Source organism: Thermoflavimicrobium daqui (genome assembly GCF_003313465.1).
Classification (GTDB): domain Bacteria; phylum Bacillota; class Bacilli; order Thermoactinomycetales; family Thermoactinomycetaceae; genus Thermoflavimicrobium; species Thermoflavimicrobium daqui.
On sequence record NZ_KZ845664.1, the window covers coordinates 155192 to 177939 of the forward strand.

A 22748-nucleotide genomic window follows, 5' to 3' on the forward strand; every position below is an offset into this window, starting at 1 on the left:
AGTATGGCAGTAAAAATCCGTCTCAAACGTATGGGTGCAAAAAAAGCTCCATTCTATCGTTTGGTAGTTGCTGACTCACGTTCTCCACGTGACGGACGCTTCATCGAAGAGATTGGTTACTACAATCCACTCACGGAACCAGCCGTTGTGAAAATCGATGAAGAAAAAGCACGTGAATGGTTGGCCCGTGGTGCACAACCTTCTGATACGGTTCGTGGCTTACTACGTAACCAAGGTATCTTAGACAAAACTGATAAAAAATAAGTGCTGCTTCATTAATAAGCGGAGGTTCACACATGAAAGAACTGGTTGAATACATGGCTCGTTCATTGGTAGATGAACCAGATCATGTCCAGGTAACGGAAAAAGTGAAAGATGATCTGGTTCAATTCCAACTGTCTGTCGCACCGAAAGATATCGGAAAAGTGATTGGAGTCAAAGGTCAAGTGATTCATTCGATTCGTCATGTCGTACAAGCGGGATACCTCAAAGATCATAAAAAGGTTCAGATTGATGTTGTAAAGGGAGGAAACAATCTTGCAACACGGTGAATACTTACATGTTGGACGTTTAGTCTCTACACATGGGATCCGTGGAGAAGTTCGTGTCCTTCCAGATACGGATTTTCCTGAAGAGCGTTTTGCTCCAGGAAATGAGCTCTTTTTATTGCATCCTAGTTTATCGGAGCCGCTTATACTGAGGATAGAGAAGAGCCGACCACATAAAAACGTGTGGTTAGTAAAGTTCACTCAGTGGAGCGATATCAATGAGGTAGAACCGTTTAAAGATGGGAAGCTTGTTGTTTCCAAAGAGGATATCGTACCTGTACAAGAAGATGAAGGAGAGTTTTACTTTCATCAAATCGTCGGCTGTGATGTGATCACAACTGAAGGTCGTCATCTGGGGAAGGTACAGGAGATATTGCAATTGCCTGCGAATGATGTTTGGGTTGTACGACCTGATCCAAAAGGCAAAGATCTGCTTCTTCCGTATATTGATGAGGTTGTTAAACAAGTTGACACGAAGAAAAAACAAATCATCATCAAGTGGATGGAAGGACTGGAATAATATTGGCACAGTTGAATTTTGATATACTAACCCTTTTTCCCGAAATGTTTCAAGGCTTCTTAAATAGTAGTATTATTAAGCGGGCACATGAAAAAGGGATTATCGAGACCAATTTGATCAACTTTCGCGAATTCGCCAACAATAAGCATCAGACAGTAGATGATGCTCCATATGGTGGTGGCGGTGGAATGGTTTTAAAACCAGAACCATTGTTTGAAGCAGTTGATCACTTACTTCAAAATGTGTCAGAGCGTCCTCCTATCATATTGATGTCACCACAAGGTGAACCGTTCACACAACGTAAAGCGGAAGAATTAGCACGCCATTCTCACTTAATCGTGTTATGTGGCCATTATGAAGGTTATGATGAACGGGTACGTCAATATTTAGTTACGGAAGAAATCTCGATTGGAGACTATGTATTAACGGGTGGAGAGCTACCAGCTATGGTGCTCATCGATAGTATAGCTCGGTTAATACCAGGTGTACTAGGTAATGAAACATCAGCGGTATCTGACTCCTTTTCCACAGGACTTTTAGAGTATCCCCAGTATACTCGACCTGTAGAATATCGTGGATATCGTGTCCCAGATGTGTTATTATCTGGTCATCACAAAAACATCGAAAAATGGCGGAGACAAGAATCGCTCAGACGTACATGGATGAGAAGACCTGACTTGCTCCAGTCCGTTGATCTAACTCCAGAAGACATCACTTTTCTAAAACGTCTAAAAAGCGAAGCAGATAAAGATCAGTAATTGTAATTTGACTAAAGCGTGTGATAAAATATCTCCGTTTGAAGTGCATGGTATAAATAGATGAAAGTCACATATACATTAGGCTTGGAAGGAGGTCAAGATCTATGCATCCAATTTTGCGTGAAGTAACTCAAGGACAACTTCGTAATGATATTCCACAATTCCGTGCTGGAGATACCCTTCGTGTACACGTAAAAGTACGTGAGGGTCAACGTGAACGGATTCAGGTTTTCGAAGGTGATGTCATCCAACGTCGTGGAGGTGGCATTTCTGAGACCTTTACAGTACGTAAGATTTCTTATGGTGTAGGTGTTGAACGTACATTCCCATTGCATTCTCCAATTATCAGTAAGATCGAAGTAATGCGTCGTGGTAAAGTACGTCGTGCGAAACTATACTATCTACGTAAGCTTCGTGGTAAAGCTGCTCGTATTAAAGAAATGCACCGTCGATAATCTTTGGAGGGAGGGCTTGAACCTGATTCAAGCCCATTCCTATTTTATCTCAGAAGTGGCAATGCTGATACGGGAGGTGTAAACTTGTTGCGAATCATATAACAATCCTATTCATCGATCGATATTTTTTTCGTGGGCAACTATGTTTTCGCAATAAGTGAAGTCTACATGAGTCAACAGTTTACTCCTCGATCGGAACATTTAAGTCGCAAAAAAAAATTGCAACGAGATAGTAATAAATTTCGTCCGAAAGACTGGCTTCAAGCGATAGGGATTGCCATATTGCTCTCGATTATTGTGCGATTCGTCGTGTTTGAGCCGTCAGTTGTGCTAGGCCCTTCGATGGAGAAGACGATGGTAACTGGTGATTTAGTAATGGTTAATAAGTTAATATATAAGATTCGTGACCCAAAACATGGTGAAATTATTGTATTTCATACTGACAAGCAAAAGGATTTTATCAAAAGGGTGATTGCTTTGCCAGGAGAAACCGTTGAAGCCAAAAATAATACGGTTCTTGTGAATGGTAAAGCGATAGACGAGCCTTATTTAAAAAATACGCAGACACTAGACTTTACACCTGTGACAGTGCCACCTAAGCATGTGTTTGTCTTAGGAGATAATCGAACGAATAGTACAGATAGTAGAAACAAAGATGTAGGACCTGTTTCTATTGATAAAATTGTTGGTCGAGCTGATTTTATTTATTGGCCAATTAGTCATCTACAATGGATATGGTAGAAAAACTTGATGATCAAATATTTGATGATCAAGTTTTTTTTTATTGTTTTTGCCAATGTATCTTGATATACTATTTTAAGTATTTATTTGAATTTTTTTCCTTTACTAAGGCTCTTTAAGTTCGGAATTTTCGTTCATATATTGAGGATTTGGGAAAGGAGTCAACTTACGGCTTTTATGAATCAAACAGCAGTAAAAAATAGTAAAGTGGTCTTACATGGTTTCTTAGATTATTTAGAGTGGATCTGGTATACTGGAATCGCCATCATATTGGCACTCTTAGTTCGAACTTTTTTATTTCAGCCTGTACCTCTGTCGGGACCCTCGATGCTTCCTACATTTCATCAAGGTGATTGGGTTGTGATCAATAAGTGGGTTTATACTTTTCGTCCACCGAAACGTGGAGAGGTGGTTATTTTTTATGGACCTAATCAGCGTATTTATATTAAGCGAGTAGTGGCCGTCGGTGGTGATACCATCGAAGCAGATCAAGGAAACGTCTATGTGAACCGACATCGTATCAATGAAAGCTATCTCACGTCTACATATACCTCTTATTTTTTTAAACGAAAAGTTCCTTGGGGAAAGCTATTTGTAATGGGAGATAATCGCTTAAATAGTATGGATAGTCGAGACTTTGGTCCGATTTCCGTCAATCAGGTCATCGGTCGAGCCGACTTGGTGATATGGCCCGTAAGAGACATCAAATGGATTAACTAAGTAGGTGACAACAGTGAGTATTCAATGGTTTCCAGGACATATGGCAAAGGCTCGTAGGCAAGTCAATGAAAAACTAAAGTTGGTCGATATTGTCTTTGAGCTTTTAGATGCACGACTTCCATTATCAAGTCGCAATCCGATGATGGATGAATTAGTCAAAAATAAACCGCGCCTCATTCTTTTAACCAAATGTGATTTAGCTGATGAGCGGGTTAATAAAGAGTGGGTTTCTTATTTTCAAGAAAATCAAATCGGTGTTTTACCTATTGATGCCCAAACAGGAAAAGGGGTTGGGCAAATACCACGCGTGTGTGAAAAAGTTCTCCAAGATCTTTTTGCCAAACGAGCAGAAAAAGGCATCAAACTCAAGCGAATTCGGGCGATGGTGTTGGGTATTCCAAATGTTGGAAAATCATCACTGATTAATCGATTAGCCAAAAGGAATGCTGCCAAAACCGGAGATCGCCCGGGCATTACGAAAGCACAGCAATGGATTCGGGTTGGAAATACCTTAGAGCTTTTAGATACACCAGGTATTTTGTGGCCGAAATTTGATGATCCCAAGGTAGGACTTCGCCTAGCAGTCAGTGGTGCGATCAAAGAAGAAATTTTGCCCCTCGATGAAGTGGCTCTATATGCACTTGAGTATTTATCTCGGCATTACCCCCAATTATTACAAGAACGGTATAAACTGAAAGACTTAGGCCTACCACCGATTGAGATTTTAAATGAGATTGGAAAAAAACGAGGTTGTTTGCAAAGAGGCGGCGAAATTGATTATGATAAGGCAATTGAAATTGTTTTGAATGACTTGCGTTCAGGCAGAATGGGGCGTATATCGTTTGAGCGACCCATAGACTGGGAGGAGACAGAAGAAGAGCATGTTCAAAACAAAGACGATTCATCAAGTGAAGACATGGTTAAGTGAACAAACTCAAGTGACACAGGAGATTCTGGATGCACTGTTATCTGATTCACGAGTGGGAGTACGCAAACTAGCAGAATCTTATATTCGGGAGCAAAAACGGCGAGAGAAGGAGCTAGCCCGACTTGAGCTTATGTGGAAGTACGAGCAAGTAGGCTGGCAGAAAGGTTATCAAGTGATCGCTGGGATTGATGAAGCGGGTAGAGGGCCACTTGCAGGACCTGTTGTCGCTGCTGCGGTGGTGCTACCCGAGGATTTTGATGTAACTGGTTTAAATGATTCAAAGCAACTAACCCGATCCGAACGTGATGAACTAAAGGTACGAATTGAGGAGCAAGCCATTTCTATTGGTGTAGGGATGGTCGATGTAGAATATATTGATCGTTATAATATATTACAAGCTACATATCATGCGATGCGACTAGCAATTAGTAAATTATCAATTCAACCAGACTATCTACTCGTAGACGCTGTTCGTATCCCCAAAATCCATTTGCCACAAGAGGGAATTATCAAAGGTGATCAGCTCAGTCATTCCATTGCTGCGGCTTCGATTATTGCCAAAACTGCCAGGGATGAGTGGATGTTGCAAGCAGCACAAAAGTATCCATACTATGGTTTTGAAAAGCATATGGGTTATGGTACTCCTGAGCATTTAGCTGCTTTGATGAAATGGGGAGTCTCACCGATTCATCGTCGAAGTTTTGCACCGATCAAAGAATTGCTGGAAAAAGAGAGAGAACAAACTCGACAAGTTGGCTCTTAACTGATATGGGAAAGGAGCGTTCCTTTGAAAAGAGATCGACGCCGCGAAATTGGTCAAGTGGGTGAGCAAGCTGCTGCTGATTTTTTAAGCAAGCAGGGCTTTCAAGTTATCACTCGAAACTGGTCTACACGCCTCGGAGAACTTGATATCATCGCAAGAGACGGGGAAGCCCTCGTGGTGGTAGAAGTTCGAACAACGACTAGTCAACGCTTTGGCTTCGGATATGAGTCCATCGATATGCGCAAACAGCAAAAAGTGCGTCGATTGGCGCTCCAATATATACATCAGCAGCGGATCACCCACATACCTCTTCGATTTGATGTAGTTTCTGTACTACTCGATCAAGAACGAATTCCAAAGCAGATCGATCATTTGAAAGGAGCTTTTTAGTTTTTTTATTGAATGGTAATAGAGAAGATAGACCCATTTTCCATATATTTCATCCGTTTGCCGTAAACCTCTTTTTGAGGGTATATACCTTAGTTCCTTATATATCAAGGGATTTGATATTTAAATTGACTTTTCAGAAAACAATACTGGAGGTTTACGGCAAAATAGGGTACTTTACAATGTAGCAGATATATGATTAGACTAGATCATATAAGGGTTTTGCCCCGTGTGAAAAATGGGGTTTTATATTAACTATGTGGAATATAAAGGAGGGACGGAGAAACGGGGCAAGAGCTTCGAGCCGGGTTTTATATTAACTATGTGGAATATAAAGTCGAGGAGGAGTCACAAGCGCGATCGGCGAGACTGTGTTTTATATTAACTATGTGGAATATAAAGGGTGGTCCCATGATCAGCGTGTGCCCTTCTTTGATTGTTTTATATTAACTATGTGGAATATAAAGTATATAAACATAACACACGAAAACTTACATAAACTTTTGTTTTATATTAACTATGTGGAATATAAAGTTTTTAGTTACCAATGCAGTGATGATATTTTCTTTCGTTTTATATTAACTATGTGGAATATAAAGTATAGCATATAAAAGCGTATATAATAATTATGTTTAGTTTTATATTAACTATGTGGAATATAAAGGTATGAAAAATTCCTCTCTCTCAAACTGTTTTGTCTTGTTTTATATTAACTATGTGGAATATTAAGATATTAATAGTCAAGTCACTCAATCATAATAGCATTCCTATTTTAACTATGTGGAAAAAAGCGCTGATCTTGGGTGTTTTTTCTTTTTGACAAGTATATATAAACTAATTATATTTGATCTATAATTTATTATAAAATTTAAATTAGTGATTATTATAGAGAATAATCTTATTAGCACATCTTGACCGAATAGAGAAATTATATTATCCTACATTCATAGTAAAGAGGTGTTATAAGAATTTGATTCATTGTATTTTATAGGGGGTACTATGAGAATAAAATGTTCATTTATCTGTGATGAAATACCAATTTCTTATCGTATGCTGTTTGTAAGTATTTTAAAAAAGTGTTTAGAGCAAGCAAATGAAGAGTATTTTAATCAGCTATACTACTATCAAAAGCAACATCGAAATAAGAGAAGTAAAAACTTTACCTTTTCCGTATTTCTAAGAGATTATCAATTGGACAAAGAGGTATTTCGATTAGATCAAGGGGAAGTAGAATGGTTTATTAGTTCACCAGATCGCGAGTTTATCCTTTATTTATATAATGGGTTGCAAAAAAATAACTCATTTAACTTTCAAAAGTATGAGTTACATCGAAAGAGGATTGATTTACTTCCTGAAAAAATAATTAATCATTCAGCAATCGTTTGCCAAACGATGTCCCCAATCTATATCAAAAATAAAGATCAACAAGTATTATCCCCTGATCAAATCGAGTACCATCACGAGCTAAACTATATCGCCAATATCACTTTAAAAAATGCACGAGGAACAGGCTTAAAGAAAGAGTTGCAATTCAAACCACTAGACATGAAAAAAATAGTAAGTAAAGAAGCGATTGCAACATTTCAGAAGGAAACCAATCGTCCGTATTTATATGTTGAAGCATATAAGGGGCAATTTCAATTACAAGGTGATCCAGAAGATTTAAATATGCTTTATCAAACAGGATTATCATTCCGCAGAAATGCTGGATATGGGATGTTTGAAATCCTCTCTACATAAAAGAAGGTGTGATCGTGCGATTCAAGTTATATTTAAATGATTGGTTTGTAAATGCGGGAATTTTGGGTTTTCTAAAGGTGTTATCTAGGTATGAAGATGAATCACTCTACCAGATGGGTCCAAATTATATAGAGTGTGATTCTAGAATCTTAGAGACCTTTGCAGAAAAGTTCTTTGAAGTGTTATTGGAGAAATATAGCAAATATGAGCAGGATAAAAAGCAGTTAACTTTACGTCTACAAAAAGCAAAGAGTGATCCCAAACAGTTCACTGACCAGCGTAACAAAACATTTGATTTAGTGAAGAGCACCATTGATAAATTAAAAAAGAAAGTTGAACGAGGATATCTTTCTGAAAGTGTATTAATTGAATTAAAGAGATTGCACGAAAAAAAGAAAGAGACGAAAAGCATAGAAGAGCTTGAAACGGTTATTCAACAATATTTAGAAATCATTTCGATGAAAGATGTCGAAGAGTCTTTAACGATTAATTTGATACGCGCTGAATTTATGAAGTTGTATGGCCAGCCTAGCTTTTTAAACCCAAGTTTTCAAGGTATTACAAATGACTTTATTCATCGATTTAAAGAAGATTTTATGATACCTGTTATGCAAGAGCTTGATTTTATACAATGGATACAAAATAGAGATTTGGAATTGATAGAGAAAGACTTAAAAAAGGAAAAGGCTCGTTCAAAGTGCTTTAGTGACCAATATAAATTATATCGAAAAGTAGGAGAAATTCTTCCATGTAGTTTACTAGAAGAGAGATTCCCAGGAACTCTACAACTTGAAGAAATGCATTTTTCTCCATTGGGAATTAGTGCAAAAATAGAAAATGTATTTTGGAATGGTAAAGAAAGTACCTATATTTCTCATTTAGCAAGACTTATCTTATTTTGCATTCCTTTAGGGGTATGTGCCTTTGATCGACAAGAAAAAGGGTATAATCAGTCATCTAATGAATGGCAGCGGATCTATACTTTTGTGAATGCAGATACCTCTATTCGACAACTGAAAAAAATTAATGATGAGTTTGTATTAAGAAAAGATCGGGATCATCCTTTTTCCGAATTGATTTATGATCTGTTACAAGAAACAGAGAAGAAGTCTATCTGGACATTACAGAATATTATGTTTGTTGAATTTTATGGTGAAGGAAAAAATACACAATTAAACTATTTTCATATTTCTAAACGAATTGCTGAGTTTTTCTCCTCAAAGAATAGCAAAGATCTTGAACAAATTCGCTATGCCTCATTTCGGAATCAAGTGATCCAAGCGATCTTGGATCGAAAAGATCCGATGGGATTTATTGAGAGACACTTACGACAAATGATTCAAGAGGGGAGAAGTGCTTGGGGATGTCAAAAGGCACTGCAGGCTCGCTATAAGCTAAATCAAATGATGCAGGGGGAACAAGATGTGGATGCTAGGAGATTGAAAAAAGTATTTGATGAAGGAAAAGAAATATCTCATTATTTTCATAAAAATGACCGAGCAAATCAGCTTGCTGGCTTATCCTATCGACTGCTAAATGCTTGTAAAGCTGGAAATAAGAATCAATTTTATGATAGTATACTTCGAATTTATATATCAATGGGACGAGAGATTCCGCCAAGTATACTAAATATATTTCACGAACAAGATTTATCCTTTGAAGAATGGGGATATTCCTTTATCAGTGGTTTGCAAAGCTATGAAAATAATAATAAGGAGGAGCAGGATCATGTCTAAAGGATTAACTTTAACGATCATTTTTCAAGCTAACTCGCTAAATTATGGAGAAGGGATGGGGAATGTCTCAGAGTTAAAAAAGCTAAGTCGAAGCAATGGTCATACCTATACCTTTGCTTCAAGACAATGCTTACGTTATGATATCGTCCGTCTGGGAAATGAGTTATTTAATTGGAACTTACAAACAGTTGTTAAGAATAATAAAACGATTCAATTTCGTCCAGATGCTTCGATTCGGGAGTCTGAGGAGATGGATTTATTTGGTTATATGAAAACAGTCAAAACTGTAGGTTCTATAACCAGAGAGGCAGTTGCTCGTCTAACCCATGCTATTTCTTTAGAACCGTATCGAAGTGATATGGACTTTTTAAACAATATGGGCTTAGCACGTCGAATCGATGAAGATAATAATTTAGCGAATATCGAACAACACTTTAGCTTCTATACTTATACGGTTACGATTGATTTAGATCGGATAGGTGAAGATAAAGAGATCTCCTTATCTTCACAAGAGAAAGCACAACGTGTTACCCAGCTACTTACCATTCTCAATTTGTTAAATCGGAATATACGTGGAAGACAAGAGAATTTATCACCCCTATTTTTGATCGGCGGTATGTATGATATAGCAAATCCGTTTTTTTATGGCCGGGTAAAATTGGACAGTAAGAATGGTGGTTTCGCTCTATCTCCCTCTTTATTACATAGCGCTTTAGAAAAAAAATATGGAGCTTTTACAGTGATGGATCAGACACATATGGGACTGACAAAAGAGGTTTTTGACAATGAGGAGGAGTTAACACATTTATTACCAGAAGGTCAGGTTCATACAGTCCAAGGAATGTTTGATTTTCTAATCGATGAAGTGAACCGATATTTTGTGGTGAATGAGTGATGAAAGCACTGAAACTTAAGCTATTTCAAGAGACTGCCTGTTATACGAAACCTTTCGCTCGAAAAGTTGGAGAGACTTATCCACTTCCTCCTTATTCCACTGTGATCGGTATGCTTCATCGGGTGCTAGAAGCAACAACCTTTCATCCGATGCGAGTGAGTGTGCAAGGAAATTATGAAGATAAATTCATAGATTATCGTCGTACCTATATGATTAAAAAAAGTGAAGTGACGACAGTTCCACTGAATATCCACTTGCTGTATAATATCGAACTCTTGATCCATGTTCAAACAGATGAAGAGAAATTGAATCTATTATATGAACGTCTGCAGAATAATGCCGAGTATTTAAGTTTAGGTAGAAAAGAAGACTTAATCAGAATGGATGAGGTTAAGTTAACAGATATACACTATTGTGAATCGGAATATGAAGAATATACATTAAAAAACAATATATATATACCTGTCGATGCTTTAGAAGAAGGTGAAGTGAAAGGAATTCACTATCGCTTAAATACTCGCTATCATCTCGTGAACCATGTTCGTAAATGGGAGAAGGTGGATGTACTCTATTTATCGGCAGGAGATACGTTAATTGAAGATGGATACTGGATGGATGATGATAATGAGTTGGTTTACTTTCACTCCTCACACTAATGGGTGAGGAGTTTTTACCACAGCTAGAAAGAGTGAAAGTCGATGGATATGATTTATGCGAAGTCAGACCCTATGGAAACACTACAAGAACATACTGATCGCTTACTCGAAAACTTATCGTTGCTCAAGGAAACCTATCCACAAGTTTTTTTAGGAACAATGGATGATCGGTTCGAAGAGTTATTAGAAATCGCTGTTCGTTATCATGATGCAGGAAAAGTAAATCCTTATTTTCAAAATCTAATTCGTAAGCAGTTAGGTTTAAGGCTGCTAGAAGTAAATACATTGCAAAATATTCCGCATAACTATTTGTCTGTTTTGTTTTTACCTATTAAAAAGCTACAACATGAGCAAGGATTTTCCAAACAACAATTAAAAGCATTGATTCAAGCCGTTGCCTATCATCATGAAAGGGATCAGAAAATACCGAAGGCTTCGGAAATAAGGGGTTTAATTCAGATATTACAATCCTATCGATCGTTGGTAGAGCAAGAACTAGACATAGAAACTAACCCCAAATTTGAGGAAAAGAATTTAAAAAGGGCGCAAAATCGACTAGAAGTAGAAGATGAACATTATCTTTTATATGTATTGCTCAAAGGAGTACTTCATCGCTTAGATCATGCTGCTTCGGCTTGGGAAAAAGTAGAATATCATGCAGATAAATCGATAGAAGATACTACATATCACTATATTCGAAGACGATTGGGCAAAGATTTACGTGACCTTCAAAAGTTTACTTATGGTCATCAAGACCATCATCTAGTAATCATTGCCCAAACAGGGATGGGTAAAACTGAAGCAGGATTACTCTGGTTAGGAAAAGATAAGGGATTTTTTACATTACCTGTTCGTGTAAGTATCAATGAATTATATCGTCGTGTAACCGAAAAAATGGCATTTGTAGATGAAGAAGGAAACCCAATCGCTGGATTACTTCATTCTAATGCATTAAGTTATTTAAATAGTATGGCAGAAAATGCGGAAAGCGATGAACAACAACTAGAATATAGTGAGCAGATATTTAAACAGTCACAATTGCTATCCAAAAAGTTAACCTTTACCACCATTGACCAAATTTTAACATTCCCATTATTATTCCGTGGTTATGAAAAATGGTATGCAACCATGTCATATGCCAAAGTCATTATTGATGAAATTCAAGCCTACTCTCCACGAATCATGGCGATTTTATTGAAAGCATTAGAGATGATCCATCAAGTAGGTGGGAAATTCTTAATTATGACTGCTACGATGCCACACTTCTTTTTGGAGAGCTTAGAGAAGCGTCTTGTCTTAAAGAATCAATATATCAAGCGAGTTTTTACTGAGAATACAAAAAGGCATAAGTTATCGATTAAGGAATCAAGCATTTTTGAAGCGATACCGCGATTATTGGAACAAAGTAAAAATAATCGTGTTTTGGTGATCTGTAACACGGTGAAACGCAGTTGCGAACTATATCGAAAATTGCAAGAAACCGGAGCGAATATACGACTTTTGCACTCTGCATTTACTGCAGAAGATCGAGCTCAATTGGAGAGAGCGATTATTGATTTTGCTCCGAATCAACAAGACAGAGAATCGAAAGCTGGAATTTGGATTACAACACAGTTAATCGAAGCATCTATAGATGTAGACTTTGATGAATTACATACAGAATTATCTACCTTAGATAGTTTATTTCAGCGTATGGGACGGTGTTATCGAAATCGTGAGTTGGATCGAGAAGAAAGTAACATTTGGATCTATACCGATGAAGTATCAGGAATCGGAAGTGTTTATGATCAAGATATAATAAGATTAAGTAAAGAGGCGTTGGAAGATTACAATGAGTCCATTTTAGATGAAGATACGAAAGTTAACTTAGTTGATCAGATATATCGAACGGAAGTATTAGCTGATACGAATTATTACCGAGAATTTAAGAGTGCTCTAGAGATGCTGGACACTCTACAACCTTATGAATTAAATCGTTCTCAAGCACAAAAGATCGTCCGAGAGATTGATAGTGTACAAGCAATTCCTCGGATCATTTATGATCAGATGGATAATTTATTTACTGAATATGAGCAGTTGTTAATTGATGAAAAAGAGGCTCGGAAAAAGCGAGATTGGCAATTACTTAAGGAGTTGCGAATAAAAAGGAGACAACTGCGAGAAAAGATAGAGAGAAAAACGGTTCATATCTTATATCAAAAAGTAAATAAAAAAGGAGATCTATCCCCCTTACCTACTCGATTTAAAGGTTTAGAGCATTTGTTTATTTTAAATCGTCATTATGAATTTGACACAGATCAGTTATCAGGTCGAGGTGTAGTAGAGAAAGAGGAAAGTGAATCTACAGAGGAACTATTTATTTGAGGTGAATACGTTTTGGATATAAATTTTGATGATTTAAAGGTTCAAGGAATTCAGATGCAATATTATTATGTGTGCCCTCGGAAGCTTTGGTTGTTTTCCAAACAGATAACGATGGAGCATACCAATGATCAAGTTTTACAGGGGAAGATCCTTCATGAACAAGCCTATAGTCGTGAGAAAAAAGAAGTGTCAATTGATAACTTGATTAAATTGGATATGATTTCGGATGATTATGTGGGTGAAGTTAAATCAAGTAGTAGAATGATGGAAGCGGATCGAATGCAATTACTATATTATTTATATTATCTAAAACAATTAAAGATTGAACGAACCGGAAAGATTCACTATGTAAAAGAAAGACGAACTGAAGAGGTCTATTTAACGACAGAAGATGAGAAAAAGGTTGAAAAAGCGTTGGTTAAAATTCGGGAAATTAATTCTTGTGAATCTCCTCCATCTAAAAAACGTCTTCCATACTGTCCGAAATGTGCCTATTATCTTTTTTGCTTCGTTGGAGAGGTGGAAGAATGACAGAAAAGTATATTTTTAGCAATGGACGATTCATGCGCAAAGATAACACAATACTGTTTATTGATCATGAAGGAAATAAAAAATCGTTACCCATCGAGCAAATAGAGTGTCTCCATATATTTGGTGAAGTAGATTTTAATAGTAAGTTCTTTAGTTTAATGGGGCAGGAGAATATATTTATTCATATGTATAATTACTACGACTATTATGTCGGGAGCTTTGTACCACGAAAAAAGCAGTTATCTGGCTATGTTGATGTACAACAAGCCATGCATTATTCCGATTATAAAAAGAGAATGTATCTAGCCAAAATGTTTGTAGAAGGGGCGATCCATCATATATTGAGAAATTTAAAGAGAAAAAAGGGGTTAACAGAAGCGACAATCCATTATATAGAAAAAGAGCGTAGTGGAATTAATCACGTAGAAAAAGTAGACGAGTTAACGGGAATTGAAGGGAGAATCCGTAGGGCTTATTATCAAGCATTTAATAAAATGATATCTGATTCGTATTTTCATTTTTCAAAAAGAGAGAGAAGACCTCCTACTGATCCCCTTAATGCATTGATTTCTTTTGGGAATTCTCGAATGTATACTACTGTACTTACAGAGGTATATCAAACAACTCTAAATCCAACCATTAGTTATTTACATCAGCCTACCAGTAAGAGATATTCACTATGCTTGGATATATCGGAGATTTTTAAACCACTAATCGTAGATACAGTTATTTTTTCTTTGATTAATAATCGGATGTTAAATGAAAAACATTTTGACTGGATGGAGTCTTATTGTTATTTAAATACGCAAGGAAAACAGATTTTTTTGGCTGAATATCAGAAAAAGTTAAAATCGACGATTAAACATCGTCAGTTAAAGAGAAAAGTATCCTATAAGAATTTAATCAAATTAGAAGCCTATAAGATTATTAAACATGTGATATATGATGAAATTTATAAACCATTGAAAGCATGGTGGTAGTATGTTTGTGATTATTACATATGATGTTGAGGAAAAGAGAGTTTCGAAGGTTCATAAAGTACTAAAGCGTTATTTAACTTGGACACAGAATTCTGTATTTGAAGGTGAAATCACAGAAGGTAAGCTAAAAAAATGCTTAGCTAGTTTGCATAATATCGTAAATAAACAAGTGGATTCTATTCATGTATATAAAGTTCAAAATGCAAAAATGATGGAAAAGACAGTATATGGACAGGAAAAAAACTTCGACAGTATGTTTTTGTAATCTATTCCATATATTTCATCGATTTGCCGTAAACCTCATTTTGTGAAGAAGTAGTATAAAACTAGGCATATCAATGGATTTCACTTATAAAATGATTTTTCAGAAAACAGAACTGTAGGTTTACGGCAAAAAGGAGGCATTTACAATATGATCAATAAGCTGTTAAGCTAGAGAATATAAGGCATTTGATGTGTTTGAAAAATGGGGTTTTATATTAACTATGTGGAATATAAAGGTAGAAGAGATTACAGAGGTGTGGGGCTTTGGATTTGGTTTTATATTAACTATGTGGAATATAAAGCTGAACCCCCTGAAACCCCCAAGACAGCGCACGGGAGTTTTATATTAACTATGTGGAATATAAAGGATGTCAATGTCGGAGTCTATGAAGTTTGAAAAGTAAGTTTTATATTAACTATGTGGAATATAAAGCGGCTGCTAAAGTAACGCTTCATGTTCTTATCCCTTGTTTTATATTAACTATGTGGAATATAAAGATTAAAACGGAAAATGAGCTAGCGACTTTGGCGAGTGTTTTATATTAACTATGTGGAATATAAAGCCAGGAAGCGACGGATTAACTCAGCGACTATCTGTGAGTTTTATATTAACTATGTGGAATATAAAGTCTTTAATTTCCGGTCACGATAGGACTTTTGCTTACGTTTTATATTAACTATGTGGAATATAAAGACGGGAGGAGTCGCAGGGGATGGGGTGGCGGGAGAGGTTTTATATTAACTATGTGGAATATAAAGTCTTACTTCCCGTCACCTTATAATTCAAGCGCTTTAGTTTTATATTAACTATGTGGAATATAAAGAATAGAATTTCATTTCTTCCCCTTTGTCAACACTTGAAGTTTTATATTAACTATGTGGAATATAAAGACTGTTGTTAGGGATAATTTTGAATGTAAAATAGTTTTGGTTTTATATTAACTATGTGGAATATAAAGGATAATATTAAATGTACGAAACAGGGAGAATATATCGTTTTATATTAACTATGTGGAATATAAAGTTGCTAAGGATAGTAATTCATTTTTATCCTTAATATCGTTTTATATTAACTATGTGGAATATAAAGTTTATAGGTAATTCCATTACAGATTTCACATAACGAGGTTTTATATTAACTATGTGGAATATAAAGGAGCTAAAAGTGATGCAGATCATACTTTCTTTTGGCAGTTTTATATTAACTATGTGGAATATAAAGACAGTATCACAGATACGCTTACACACATCTACGAGAGTTTTATATTAACTATGTGGAATATAAAGGCAACACGTATCACTTTTATTGCTAGCTCAAACCTGTTTTATATTAACTATGTGGAATATAAAGCCTACTCTTATTAGTGTCATTCCCTCTAACAAGCAATGTTTTATATTAACTATAACGTATTAAAAAATCTAGCAGATGCCTTTTCTCGCTTCTTCAAAAAGCAGAATGACCGCCCAAAGTTTAAGAGTAGAAAGAATCCTATTCAATCTTATACCAGTCAATGCAATTATCCAAAGCAAGGAAAACCAACAATTGAAGTCACGGGAAATAAAATCAAACTCCCTAAGCTCGGTTGGATAAAATTTGCTAAATCTCGAGAAGTAGAGGGACGGATCCTTGTTGCTACGATTTGGCAGAATCGATCGGGTAAATACTTTGTGTCGATCCTTTGCGAAATGAATGTTTGTCCATATATTCCAGTACCCAAAGATAAAGGGGTTGGTGTTGACTTAGGACTCAAGGATTTTATTATTCTTTCTGATGGTAAGAAAGAAAACGCTCCTAAGTTTTTTAGAAAGTACGAGAAACAGCTAGCGAAAGCTTAGCGAGATATCCAATACTTAATCATTTTCCAGAACACAAAAAAGCCCTCGATTTCGCTAATAGCAAATCAGGGGCTTATCTTATGCGAAATGAAAAATGCGGGAAGGACTCAAACCTTCATTTCCTGCAGGAAAGGCAGGCGTTTTAATTAAACTACCGCATTACACAGGAAGGAGTTTGACCTTCATCCCCATGCTTGAAAGGCAGGTGCTTTAATTAAGCTACTGTGTACAGAAATTTTAGCATATGTTATGATGTTTGTAAATATTTATAAGGTGATAAAATGTTAAATCAGGAAAAACAACATGAAAATAAGCAAAAAAAGTATAAATGTTATGTATGCAAACAGCCCATTCTAGTTAAGCATCCCCACTATCAAAAGCTTTGTTATGAATGTGGTGAATTTAACGAAAAGAAGCGATTGGCTAAACATAACTTAAGCGCTTATATTGCTTTGGTTACTGGTGGGAGAACTAAAATCGGATACTATACTGCTTTACGATTACTGCGAGATGGGGCACGGGTTATCGTCACCAGTCGATTTCCTTATAACGCTTTGTTGTCTTATATTCAGGAGCCGGATTTCGAAATGTGGAAAGATCGAATTCAAATTTATGGGCTTGATTTTAGACAGCTCGATAAAGTAGAGAAGTTTACATATTTTTTAGATCAACATTTTCCATACATCGATATTATTATCAATAATGCTGCACAGACCGTCCGAATGTCAGATGAGGAATATCATGCATTGTCTTTAAACGAACTTGAATTACAAAAACAACTAACTAGTAGTCAAATCTTACAACTTACAGCGGATGAAATTCCGGTTTCCGAGTTTGAAGATTCAAATATCATATCTTCAGAATTTCAATCCTTACAGCTATTCAATCGAGAGGTCGAGTTAATGTCACAGTGTTCACCACAGCAAAATTCTTGGATTGCACAACCTCATCAAATATCAGTTGTAGAGATGTTAGAGGTTCAAGTGATTAATGTGACAGCACCTTTTATGATAAATACAAAATTAAAATCAGCGATGTTACGAAGTCCGAATCGGAATCGATTTATTATTAATGTTTCCTCTGCAGAGGGGAAATTTAATATGAAACGCAAAGGTAGTTATCATGTACATACGAATATGGCGAAGGCTTCATTAAATATGATGACGCTTACCATGTCCAAAGAATATAAGAAGGATCGGATTTTTATGACCAGTGTGGACCCAGGTTGGGTATCCAATCAAATTCCAGAAGAAGCGAAATCGAAGACGAAAATTCAGCTCCCACTAGACTTCCATGATGCAGCTGCTCGGATTTGTGATCCAATCTATGAGGGTAAAGATGTAGAAAAGCCACATACGGGTGTGTTTTTTAAAGATTATCAGGTCGTTGATTGGTAATGCATCCTTATAAAAAAGCCGTTTTCCTCCATAGTTAGAGGGAAACGGCTTTTTATTATTTAGTTTGCTACATGAATGGAGACGACTTCGGTTCGCTCAAAAGGCTTCCCATCTTTGGTTTTTCCTTTGATTTCAACAGTGATATTCATTGTACCTGACTTGGCAGACGCCTTTAACTCCTTGATTAACTTCCCTTTTCCATTTGGTTTTGCTTCAGGTTGGCTTGTCCGCTTTTTATCGGTTGAAACCGTTTTCATTATAACTTTAAGAGAAGATAAGTCATATTTTTCAGGTTGATTTAATTGAACTTGGATAGGGATATTTTGATTCGCTTTGACTGTTTGATCCACATGGACCGAAACAGTGTCAGCCCCATTAAAATAAGTGGTTAATAAATATGCATCTTTTTGTTTGCTGTTAATTTTTACTTTCCACTGTCCAGCTTCAGGTTGTTTGATTACAAATGCTTGTTGGTTGGCACCTTTAAAAAATTCCTTATCTTCATTTTGATGATATACGGTACTCTTGTTGTTATAAATTTTGCCGGATGGTGAAATAAGTGTAACCTTCGTATTTTTATATTTAGTCAGTAAGTTAAACACAGCTTCTTTCGCCGACGAATCGACTGAGACATATTTTTCTACAGATTGATTCGCTTTCAGTGGTCCACCTGTAACGGATTCTTCCATGGGTTGTGGCGGTGTAGATACTTTAGGAGCTTCTACGCGAAGATTGCTACTAGCGGTAAGGTTAGAAACAATTTTCGGAAATACCTCTGAACCTTTTCGCATCTGGTCGTGATCGAGCTTCGCTGTAAACATGTGATTACCATATGGAAGTTTGGTACTCCATTCGTTGACCATCCCATCATTAGGACCATATTGCGAAAGATAAGATCCACCAAACCAAAGTGCTTTAAATGTTGGACCCCAATGGGTTCCAGCGGAAGTATAATATTTATTTTTATTAACATGGGTATGCGAATCGGTTTGCTCACGGAATTTTTTCATATTCCCTGTTTGGAGTGACTCCGTTCCTTTATCTTTTCTACCTAGTAGTTCAGCAAGCCAACCAGCATACCAGCTATACGCAAGATCAGCCAGGTTTGATCCATGATGTGGTGAAGCTAAACTAATCGCTTTATTCACATATGGATAAGCATTATAGTGTACAAGGGCTGCTTGAGTATCTACGCCACCTTTACTATGACCAACAATATTTACTTTTTGTCCAAAATAAGCATAAATTTTTTGTAAAGTTTCTGCGAGTAAGCGACCATTTTCCCAAGGAGTTTGTGCTTCACCGTTTGCATCATAGAGTTGTACAAAGGCAGTTCGAAAGCCATTTTGATAAGCTAATTCATACATTTCATTATGACCATAATAGGTGGTATCTCCCCACCAATAAGATTGTGCTTCACCGTGAAGACCTTGTACAAAGACAATGGGTGGTTGATTATTCACATTAGGTGGTGTAGCTCCTAAAAACCAAGTGCCGGGCTTTTTGGGGTTATCTTGATTTAACATCGGTTTAGGAAGTGGAACAGATGTTGGTTGAATCGAATTTGAACTCGAACTATGTTGGGTTGCTGCTAGGGCAGGTGTAGCACTCATCGCTAATAGAGTCGTAATACCTAAAGCAGATAAGGCGATACGCAAAGAACGTTTCAAGTAGATTCTCCTTTCGATATTGGAATAAAACACCAAAAATAATAGAGTATATAGAAGTATTATTATTTATTCTATATACTCTATTATTTTAAATGTTTATTATTATAATGTAAATATGATTTATTATATTCAGTATATTCATTAAATTATATATAGAGTGTTAATTTGAGTTAATAATGGATAAGGCTTATTTCGATATAACAATGATTTATATGTTTTCTATAAAGATCAGTAACGTGCTTAGGTAATCATTGATGGATATTCAGTTGAAATGGGATCGATTTTTATATCATTGTACATGATACAGCCAGTTGGTTAATAACTTTTCTTCCTTAGAAAATTTTTATATGGGTTAGTTGGTCTTGATTCAACTTATCAATTAAACCTATACTATCATGTGGGTTTTTTTGGTATGATATTTAGTAGATAGAGTTATAAGAGCATGCCTAATCATTCGTTCAAAAACTTAGATCACTCCTAGATTAAGAGTGAATCGTTTTTGTGTAGGATCGACTTTTGCGCCAACCCTTTAACGGGAGTGAGTAGTGAAGCATGAGCGACTGCTTTAGAAGGCAGCCTCTATAAATCAAATTCATAGTTTAAAGGAAGGAGCCGCCAAGTGATAAAGACTATAGGGGAAGAAGTAGCGCAGATAATAGAACGGCATTTGATTAAGCACTGGATGTATTTTAAAAATACTCAAGAAAGTATCCATATTGATAATGCTACACTTAAATACATTTCTGCTCCTCCGTATAACCGTGTTTTATATACAGATTGGCTAGGTCTTAAAAAGCAACATCAAGAAGCTACGGTTCATCAATTAATTAAGCACTGTGATCAAGAAGGTGAGCCACTCTTATGGATGATCGGTCCTTCGACAAAATCATTCGATTTAGATAAAGCCTTAATAAATATGGGGCTTAGACATCATGAAAATTGGATCGGGATGGTAAAAAGCTTAACAGATTATACTTTGGCAAATTCCTATCGTCATGATTTTATATTTAAACGAGTGATGAATGAAGATGATCTAAAAAAGTGGGTTGATGTCTATGTAAGGGGGTATGGAAAGCCAACTGATGATAAGGAAGCTATATTTGATCGTTTTAAACAAATAGTTAAAAGTAAGCAAAATGAATATCAATTGTACTTAGGAAACTATCAAAATGAACCCGCTGTAGCAGGTACCTTATTTTTTGATCATGATATCGCAGGTTTATATTGTATTACGACTGCTCCACAAATGCGACGAAAAGGACTCGCAACCATTTATCTACAAAATTTGCTTGATACAGCCAAGCAGCAAGGAGCTTCCACATGTATTCTCCATGCCACTGATGCAGGAAAACCAGCTTATGAAAAGTTAGGCTTTCAGTCGGTTTGTATGTTTCAAGTTTACAAATGGAATAAAGTATAGGGCTATTCATGTGGATTCGCTGGTATATGCTTTTGTTCAAATAACCAAGGGAATGTACAAGAATCTCAAAATAAAAACAAGCTATTCATTCTTTAGGTTATAAAGAAAGAGTAGCTTGTTTTTATTTGAAAGTATAAGGGGGATGAGAACTTCTCATGGATATCTTCAAAGTTTCATCCATTTATATGAGGGTATTCCTTATTCCTTGCTGTTCATGATGAATTAACCATTTTTTGCGTCCTAATCCGCCACCATAGCCACCTAGTTCACCACTAGAATTGATAACACGGTGACATGGAATGATGATCGCGAGCTGATTAGCACCATTTGCTTGAGCAACAGCACGATAGGCAGTAGGATTCCCAAGTGTAGCTGCTATTTGAGCATATGACCTTGTTTCTCCAAAAGGAATTTTTTGTAGTTCTTCCCAAACCCGCTTTTGAAAGTGGGTTCCAAGTAAAAATATGGGTGTCTTAAATTCTCTTAGCTTACCATCAAAATACTGATTTAGTTCATGTTCAATGGATCGAATGGGTTTAGTATAACCAGGAATAATCGCAGATTTTGTTTTCTCTCTTAGGCGTTCGATCTCTCGTTCCAAACCTCGACGATCCACAAATTCTAAAAGATAAAGTGCTTCTTCACTTGCGATTGCAATCATTGGACCGAGCTGAGTATCTAGCCATGATGCATATAGAATGTTCAACTTTCCATGCATGGTAGGAGCTGACCCCATAATACGGAAAAACGCATCCCTAAAACCACTACTAGATTCATAACCGGTTGATAGCTGTGCATCGATGACTGCTTTACCTGCTCTAATTTGTTGCATAGCTAGTCCCATTCTCCGTGCCCGTGCATATTCGACGAATGTCATGCCAAATCGTTTTTTGAACTGACGGCGTGCTGTTGAAGGATCAATGGATAGCTTTTGAAAATCTTCATCCTTCCATCTTTTCTCAGGGTTTTCTTCAACCGCTGTTACCAGCTTTTGGACAAGCTCTGAAACATGATTGGGATGAGAAAGTGGACAACAGCGTTTACAAGGGCGAAATCCAGCTAGAAGTGCTTGCTGAGCGGTGGTAAAAAATTCGCAGTTCCTAAATTCCGGCTTTCTTGCTGGACAGGTCGGGCGACAAAATACGCCCGTTGTTTTGACACCTACATAAAAAACACCTTCATACTCTGTTTTTCTGTCTATTAATGCCTGATAATATTCTTTTTTATTTTCGTCTGTTATCATTCTTGTGTTATCTCTCCTTAATTACGATCCCCTAAACCGTTCGATATGTTCCTATTATATTTAAGTTGATAAAATGCCGCCGCCGAAATTTGAGCATGGATTTTTTGTTTTATGGAACAGGGTAGTCCCTTGATCTAGATAATCAGAACCTCATTGGGAAGCTAGATTTTTCCTTAGAAGCATGCCAAGATTTGAG

General features: G+C 36.5%; 22 protein-coding genes, 1 tRNA gene, 1 pseudogene and 2 CRISPR repeat arrays. Of the genes and pseudogenes, 21 read left to right on the top strand and 3 right to left on the bottom strand.

Features of this window, described 5'->3' with window-relative positions; genetic code table 11:
• Positions 1-3: 3 nt before the first annotated feature.
• From rpsP to DL897_RS18590, 19 genes and pseudogenes are all read left to right on the top strand, one after another.
• On the top strand, positions 4-264 hold the full coding sequence (gene rpsP / locus DL897_RS04055; protein WP_113657864.1) for a 30S ribosomal protein S16: 261 nt from the start codon (positions 4-6) through the stop codon (positions 262-264).
• Positions 265-296: 32 nt separating this feature from the next.
• Positions 297-551 (top strand): KH domain-containing protein, encoded by a 255-nt coding sequence (locus tag DL897_RS04060; RefSeq protein ID WP_113657865.1) that lies wholly within the window; start codon positions 297-299, stop codon positions 549-551.
• On the top strand, positions 538-1068 hold the full coding sequence (gene rimM, locus DL897_RS04065; protein WP_113657866.1) for a ribosome maturation factor RimM: 531 nt from the start codon (positions 538-540) through the stop codon (positions 1066-1068). The genes DL897_RS04060 and rimM overlap by 14 nt, the downstream gene beginning before the upstream one ends.
• 11 nt (positions 1069-1079) lie before the next feature.
• Entirely contained in the window at positions 1080-1826 is a 747-nt protein-coding gene (gene trmD, locus DL897_RS04070) for a tRNA (guanosine(37)-N1)-methyltransferase TrmD (protein ID WP_113658159.1), read from the top strand.
• 104 nt (positions 1827-1930) lie between these two features.
• Positions 1931-2281, top strand: a complete 351-nt coding sequence (rplS, locus tag DL897_RS04075) for a 50S ribosomal protein L19 (RefSeq protein WP_113657867.1) — start codon at positions 1931-1933, stop codon at positions 2279-2281.
• Between the two features lie 168 nt (positions 2282-2449).
• Positions 2450-3022, top strand: a complete 573-nt coding sequence (gene lepB / locus DL897_RS04080; protein WP_113657868.1) for a signal peptidase I — start codon at positions 2450-2452, stop codon at positions 3020-3022.
• A 141-nt stretch (positions 3023-3163) separates the two neighbouring features.
• Positions 3164-3742, top strand: coding sequence for a signal peptidase I (lepB, locus tag DL897_RS04085; RefSeq protein ID WP_145962190.1), 579 nt, complete (start codon positions 3164-3166; stop codon positions 3740-3742).
• A 13-nt stretch (positions 3743-3755) separates the two neighbouring features.
• Positions 3756-4670: a ribosome biogenesis GTPase YlqF gene (gene ylqF / locus DL897_RS04090; protein WP_113657870.1), complete on the top strand. Its 915-nt coding sequence runs from the start codon at positions 3756-3758 to the stop codon at positions 4668-4670.
• On the top strand, positions 4624-5433 hold the full coding sequence (locus tag DL897_RS04095) for a ribonuclease HII (protein ID WP_113657871.1): 810 nt from the start codon (positions 4624-4626) through the stop codon (positions 5431-5433). Before ylqF ends, DL897_RS04095 begins: the two co-directional genes overlap by 47 nt.
• Positions 5434-5457: 24 nt before the next feature.
• Complete coding sequence (locus tag DL897_RS04100) at positions 5458-5823, top strand: YraN family protein (RefSeq protein WP_168188636.1); 366 nt, start codon at positions 5458-5460, stop codon at positions 5821-5823.
• Positions 5824-6063: 240 nt separating this feature from the next.
• A CRISPR array of direct repeats spans positions 6064-6550; the repeat unit is 29 nt; unit sequence GTTTTATATTAACTATGTGGAATATAAAG.
• Positions 6551-6819: 269 nt separating this feature from the next.
• Positions 6820-7560: a CRISPR-associated endoribonuclease Cas6 gene (gene cas6, locus DL897_RS04105; RefSeq protein WP_113657873.1), complete on the top strand. Its 741-nt coding sequence runs from the start codon at positions 6820-6822 to the stop codon at positions 7558-7560.
• Between the two features lie 14 nt (positions 7561-7574).
• On the top strand, positions 7575-9296 hold the full coding sequence (gene cas8a1, locus DL897_RS04110; RefSeq protein ID WP_113657874.1) for a type I-B CRISPR-associated protein Cas8b1/Cst1: 1722 nt from the start codon (positions 7575-7577) through the stop codon (positions 9294-9296).
• On the top strand, positions 9289-10191 hold the full coding sequence (cas7i, locus tag DL897_RS04115; protein WP_113657875.1) for a type I-B CRISPR-associated protein Cas7/Cst2/DevR: 903 nt from the start codon (positions 9289-9291) through the stop codon (positions 10189-10191). Before cas8a1 ends, cas7i begins: the two co-directional genes overlap by 8 nt.
• Positions 10191-10847 carry a type I-B CRISPR-associated protein Cas5b gene (gene cas5b, locus DL897_RS04120; protein ID WP_113657876.1) on the top strand — a complete coding sequence of 219 codons (657 nt, stop codon included), beginning with the start codon at positions 10191-10193 and terminating at the stop codon, positions 10845-10847. Before cas7i ends, cas5b begins: the two co-directional genes overlap by 1 nt.
• A gap of 42 nt (positions 10848-10889) precedes the next feature.
• Positions 10890-13211 carry a CRISPR-associated helicase Cas3' gene (gene cas3 / locus DL897_RS04125; RefSeq protein ID WP_113657877.1) on the top strand — a complete coding sequence of 774 codons (2322 nt, stop codon included), beginning with the start codon at positions 10890-10892 and terminating at the stop codon, positions 13209-13211.
• 12 nt (positions 13212-13223) lie between these two features.
• On the top strand, positions 13224-13742 hold the full coding sequence (cas4, locus tag DL897_RS04130; RefSeq protein ID WP_113657878.1) for a CRISPR-associated protein Cas4: 519 nt from the start codon (positions 13224-13226) through the stop codon (positions 13740-13742).
• On the top strand, positions 13739-14722 hold the full coding sequence (gene cas1b, locus DL897_RS04135; protein WP_113657879.1) for a type I-B CRISPR-associated endonuclease Cas1b: 984 nt from the start codon (positions 13739-13741) through the stop codon (positions 14720-14722). Before cas4 ends, cas1b begins: the two co-directional genes overlap by 4 nt.
• A gap of 1 nt (position 14723) precedes the next feature.
• Positions 14724-14987: a CRISPR-associated endonuclease Cas2 gene (cas2, locus tag DL897_RS04140; RefSeq protein ID WP_113657880.1), complete on the top strand. Its 264-nt coding sequence runs from the start codon at positions 14724-14726 to the stop codon at positions 14985-14987.
• 206 nt (positions 14988-15193) lie between these two features.
• Positions 15194-16337: direct repeats of the CRISPR family, unit length 29 nt; unit sequence GTTTTATATTAACTATGTGGAATATAAAG.
• 53 nt (positions 16338-16390) lie between these two features.
• A pseudogene (locus tag DL897_RS18590) lies at positions 16391-16819 on the top strand (RNA-guided endonuclease TnpB family protein); the annotation flags it as partial.
• 95 nt (positions 16820-16914) lie between these two features.
• Here the strand turns inward: DL897_RS18590 and DL897_RS18050 are convergent.
• Positions 16915-16983 (bottom strand) — tRNA-Glu (locus DL897_RS18050).
• 120 nt (positions 16984-17103) lie between these two features.
• Here DL897_RS18050 and DL897_RS04145 point away from each other — a divergent pair.
• Positions 17104-18219, top strand: coding sequence for an SDR family oxidoreductase (locus DL897_RS04145; RefSeq protein WP_113657881.1), 1116 nt, complete (start codon positions 17104-17106; stop codon positions 18217-18219).
• A gap of 59 nt (positions 18220-18278) precedes the next feature.
• Here DL897_RS04145 and DL897_RS04150 read toward each other — a convergent pair whose 3' ends face one another.
• Positions 18279-19889, bottom strand: coding sequence for an esterase/lipase family protein (locus DL897_RS04150; protein WP_113657882.1), 1611 nt, complete (start codon positions 19887-19889; stop codon positions 18279-18281).
• Positions 19890-20508: 619 nt separating this feature from the next.
• Here DL897_RS04150 and DL897_RS04155 point away from each other — a divergent pair.
• Positions 20509-21309: a GNAT family N-acetyltransferase gene (locus DL897_RS04155; protein ID WP_113657883.1), complete on the top strand. Its 801-nt coding sequence runs from the start codon at positions 20509-20511 to the stop codon at positions 21307-21309.
• Between the two features lie 181 nt (positions 21310-21490).
• On the opposite strand, the gene DL897_RS04160 is transcribed toward DL897_RS04155, so the two are convergent.
• Positions 21491-22552, bottom strand: coding sequence for a bifunctional transcriptional activator/DNA repair enzyme AdaA (locus tag DL897_RS04160; protein WP_113657884.1), 1062 nt, complete (start codon positions 22550-22552; stop codon positions 21491-21493).
• Positions 22553-22748: the final 196 nt, after the last annotated feature.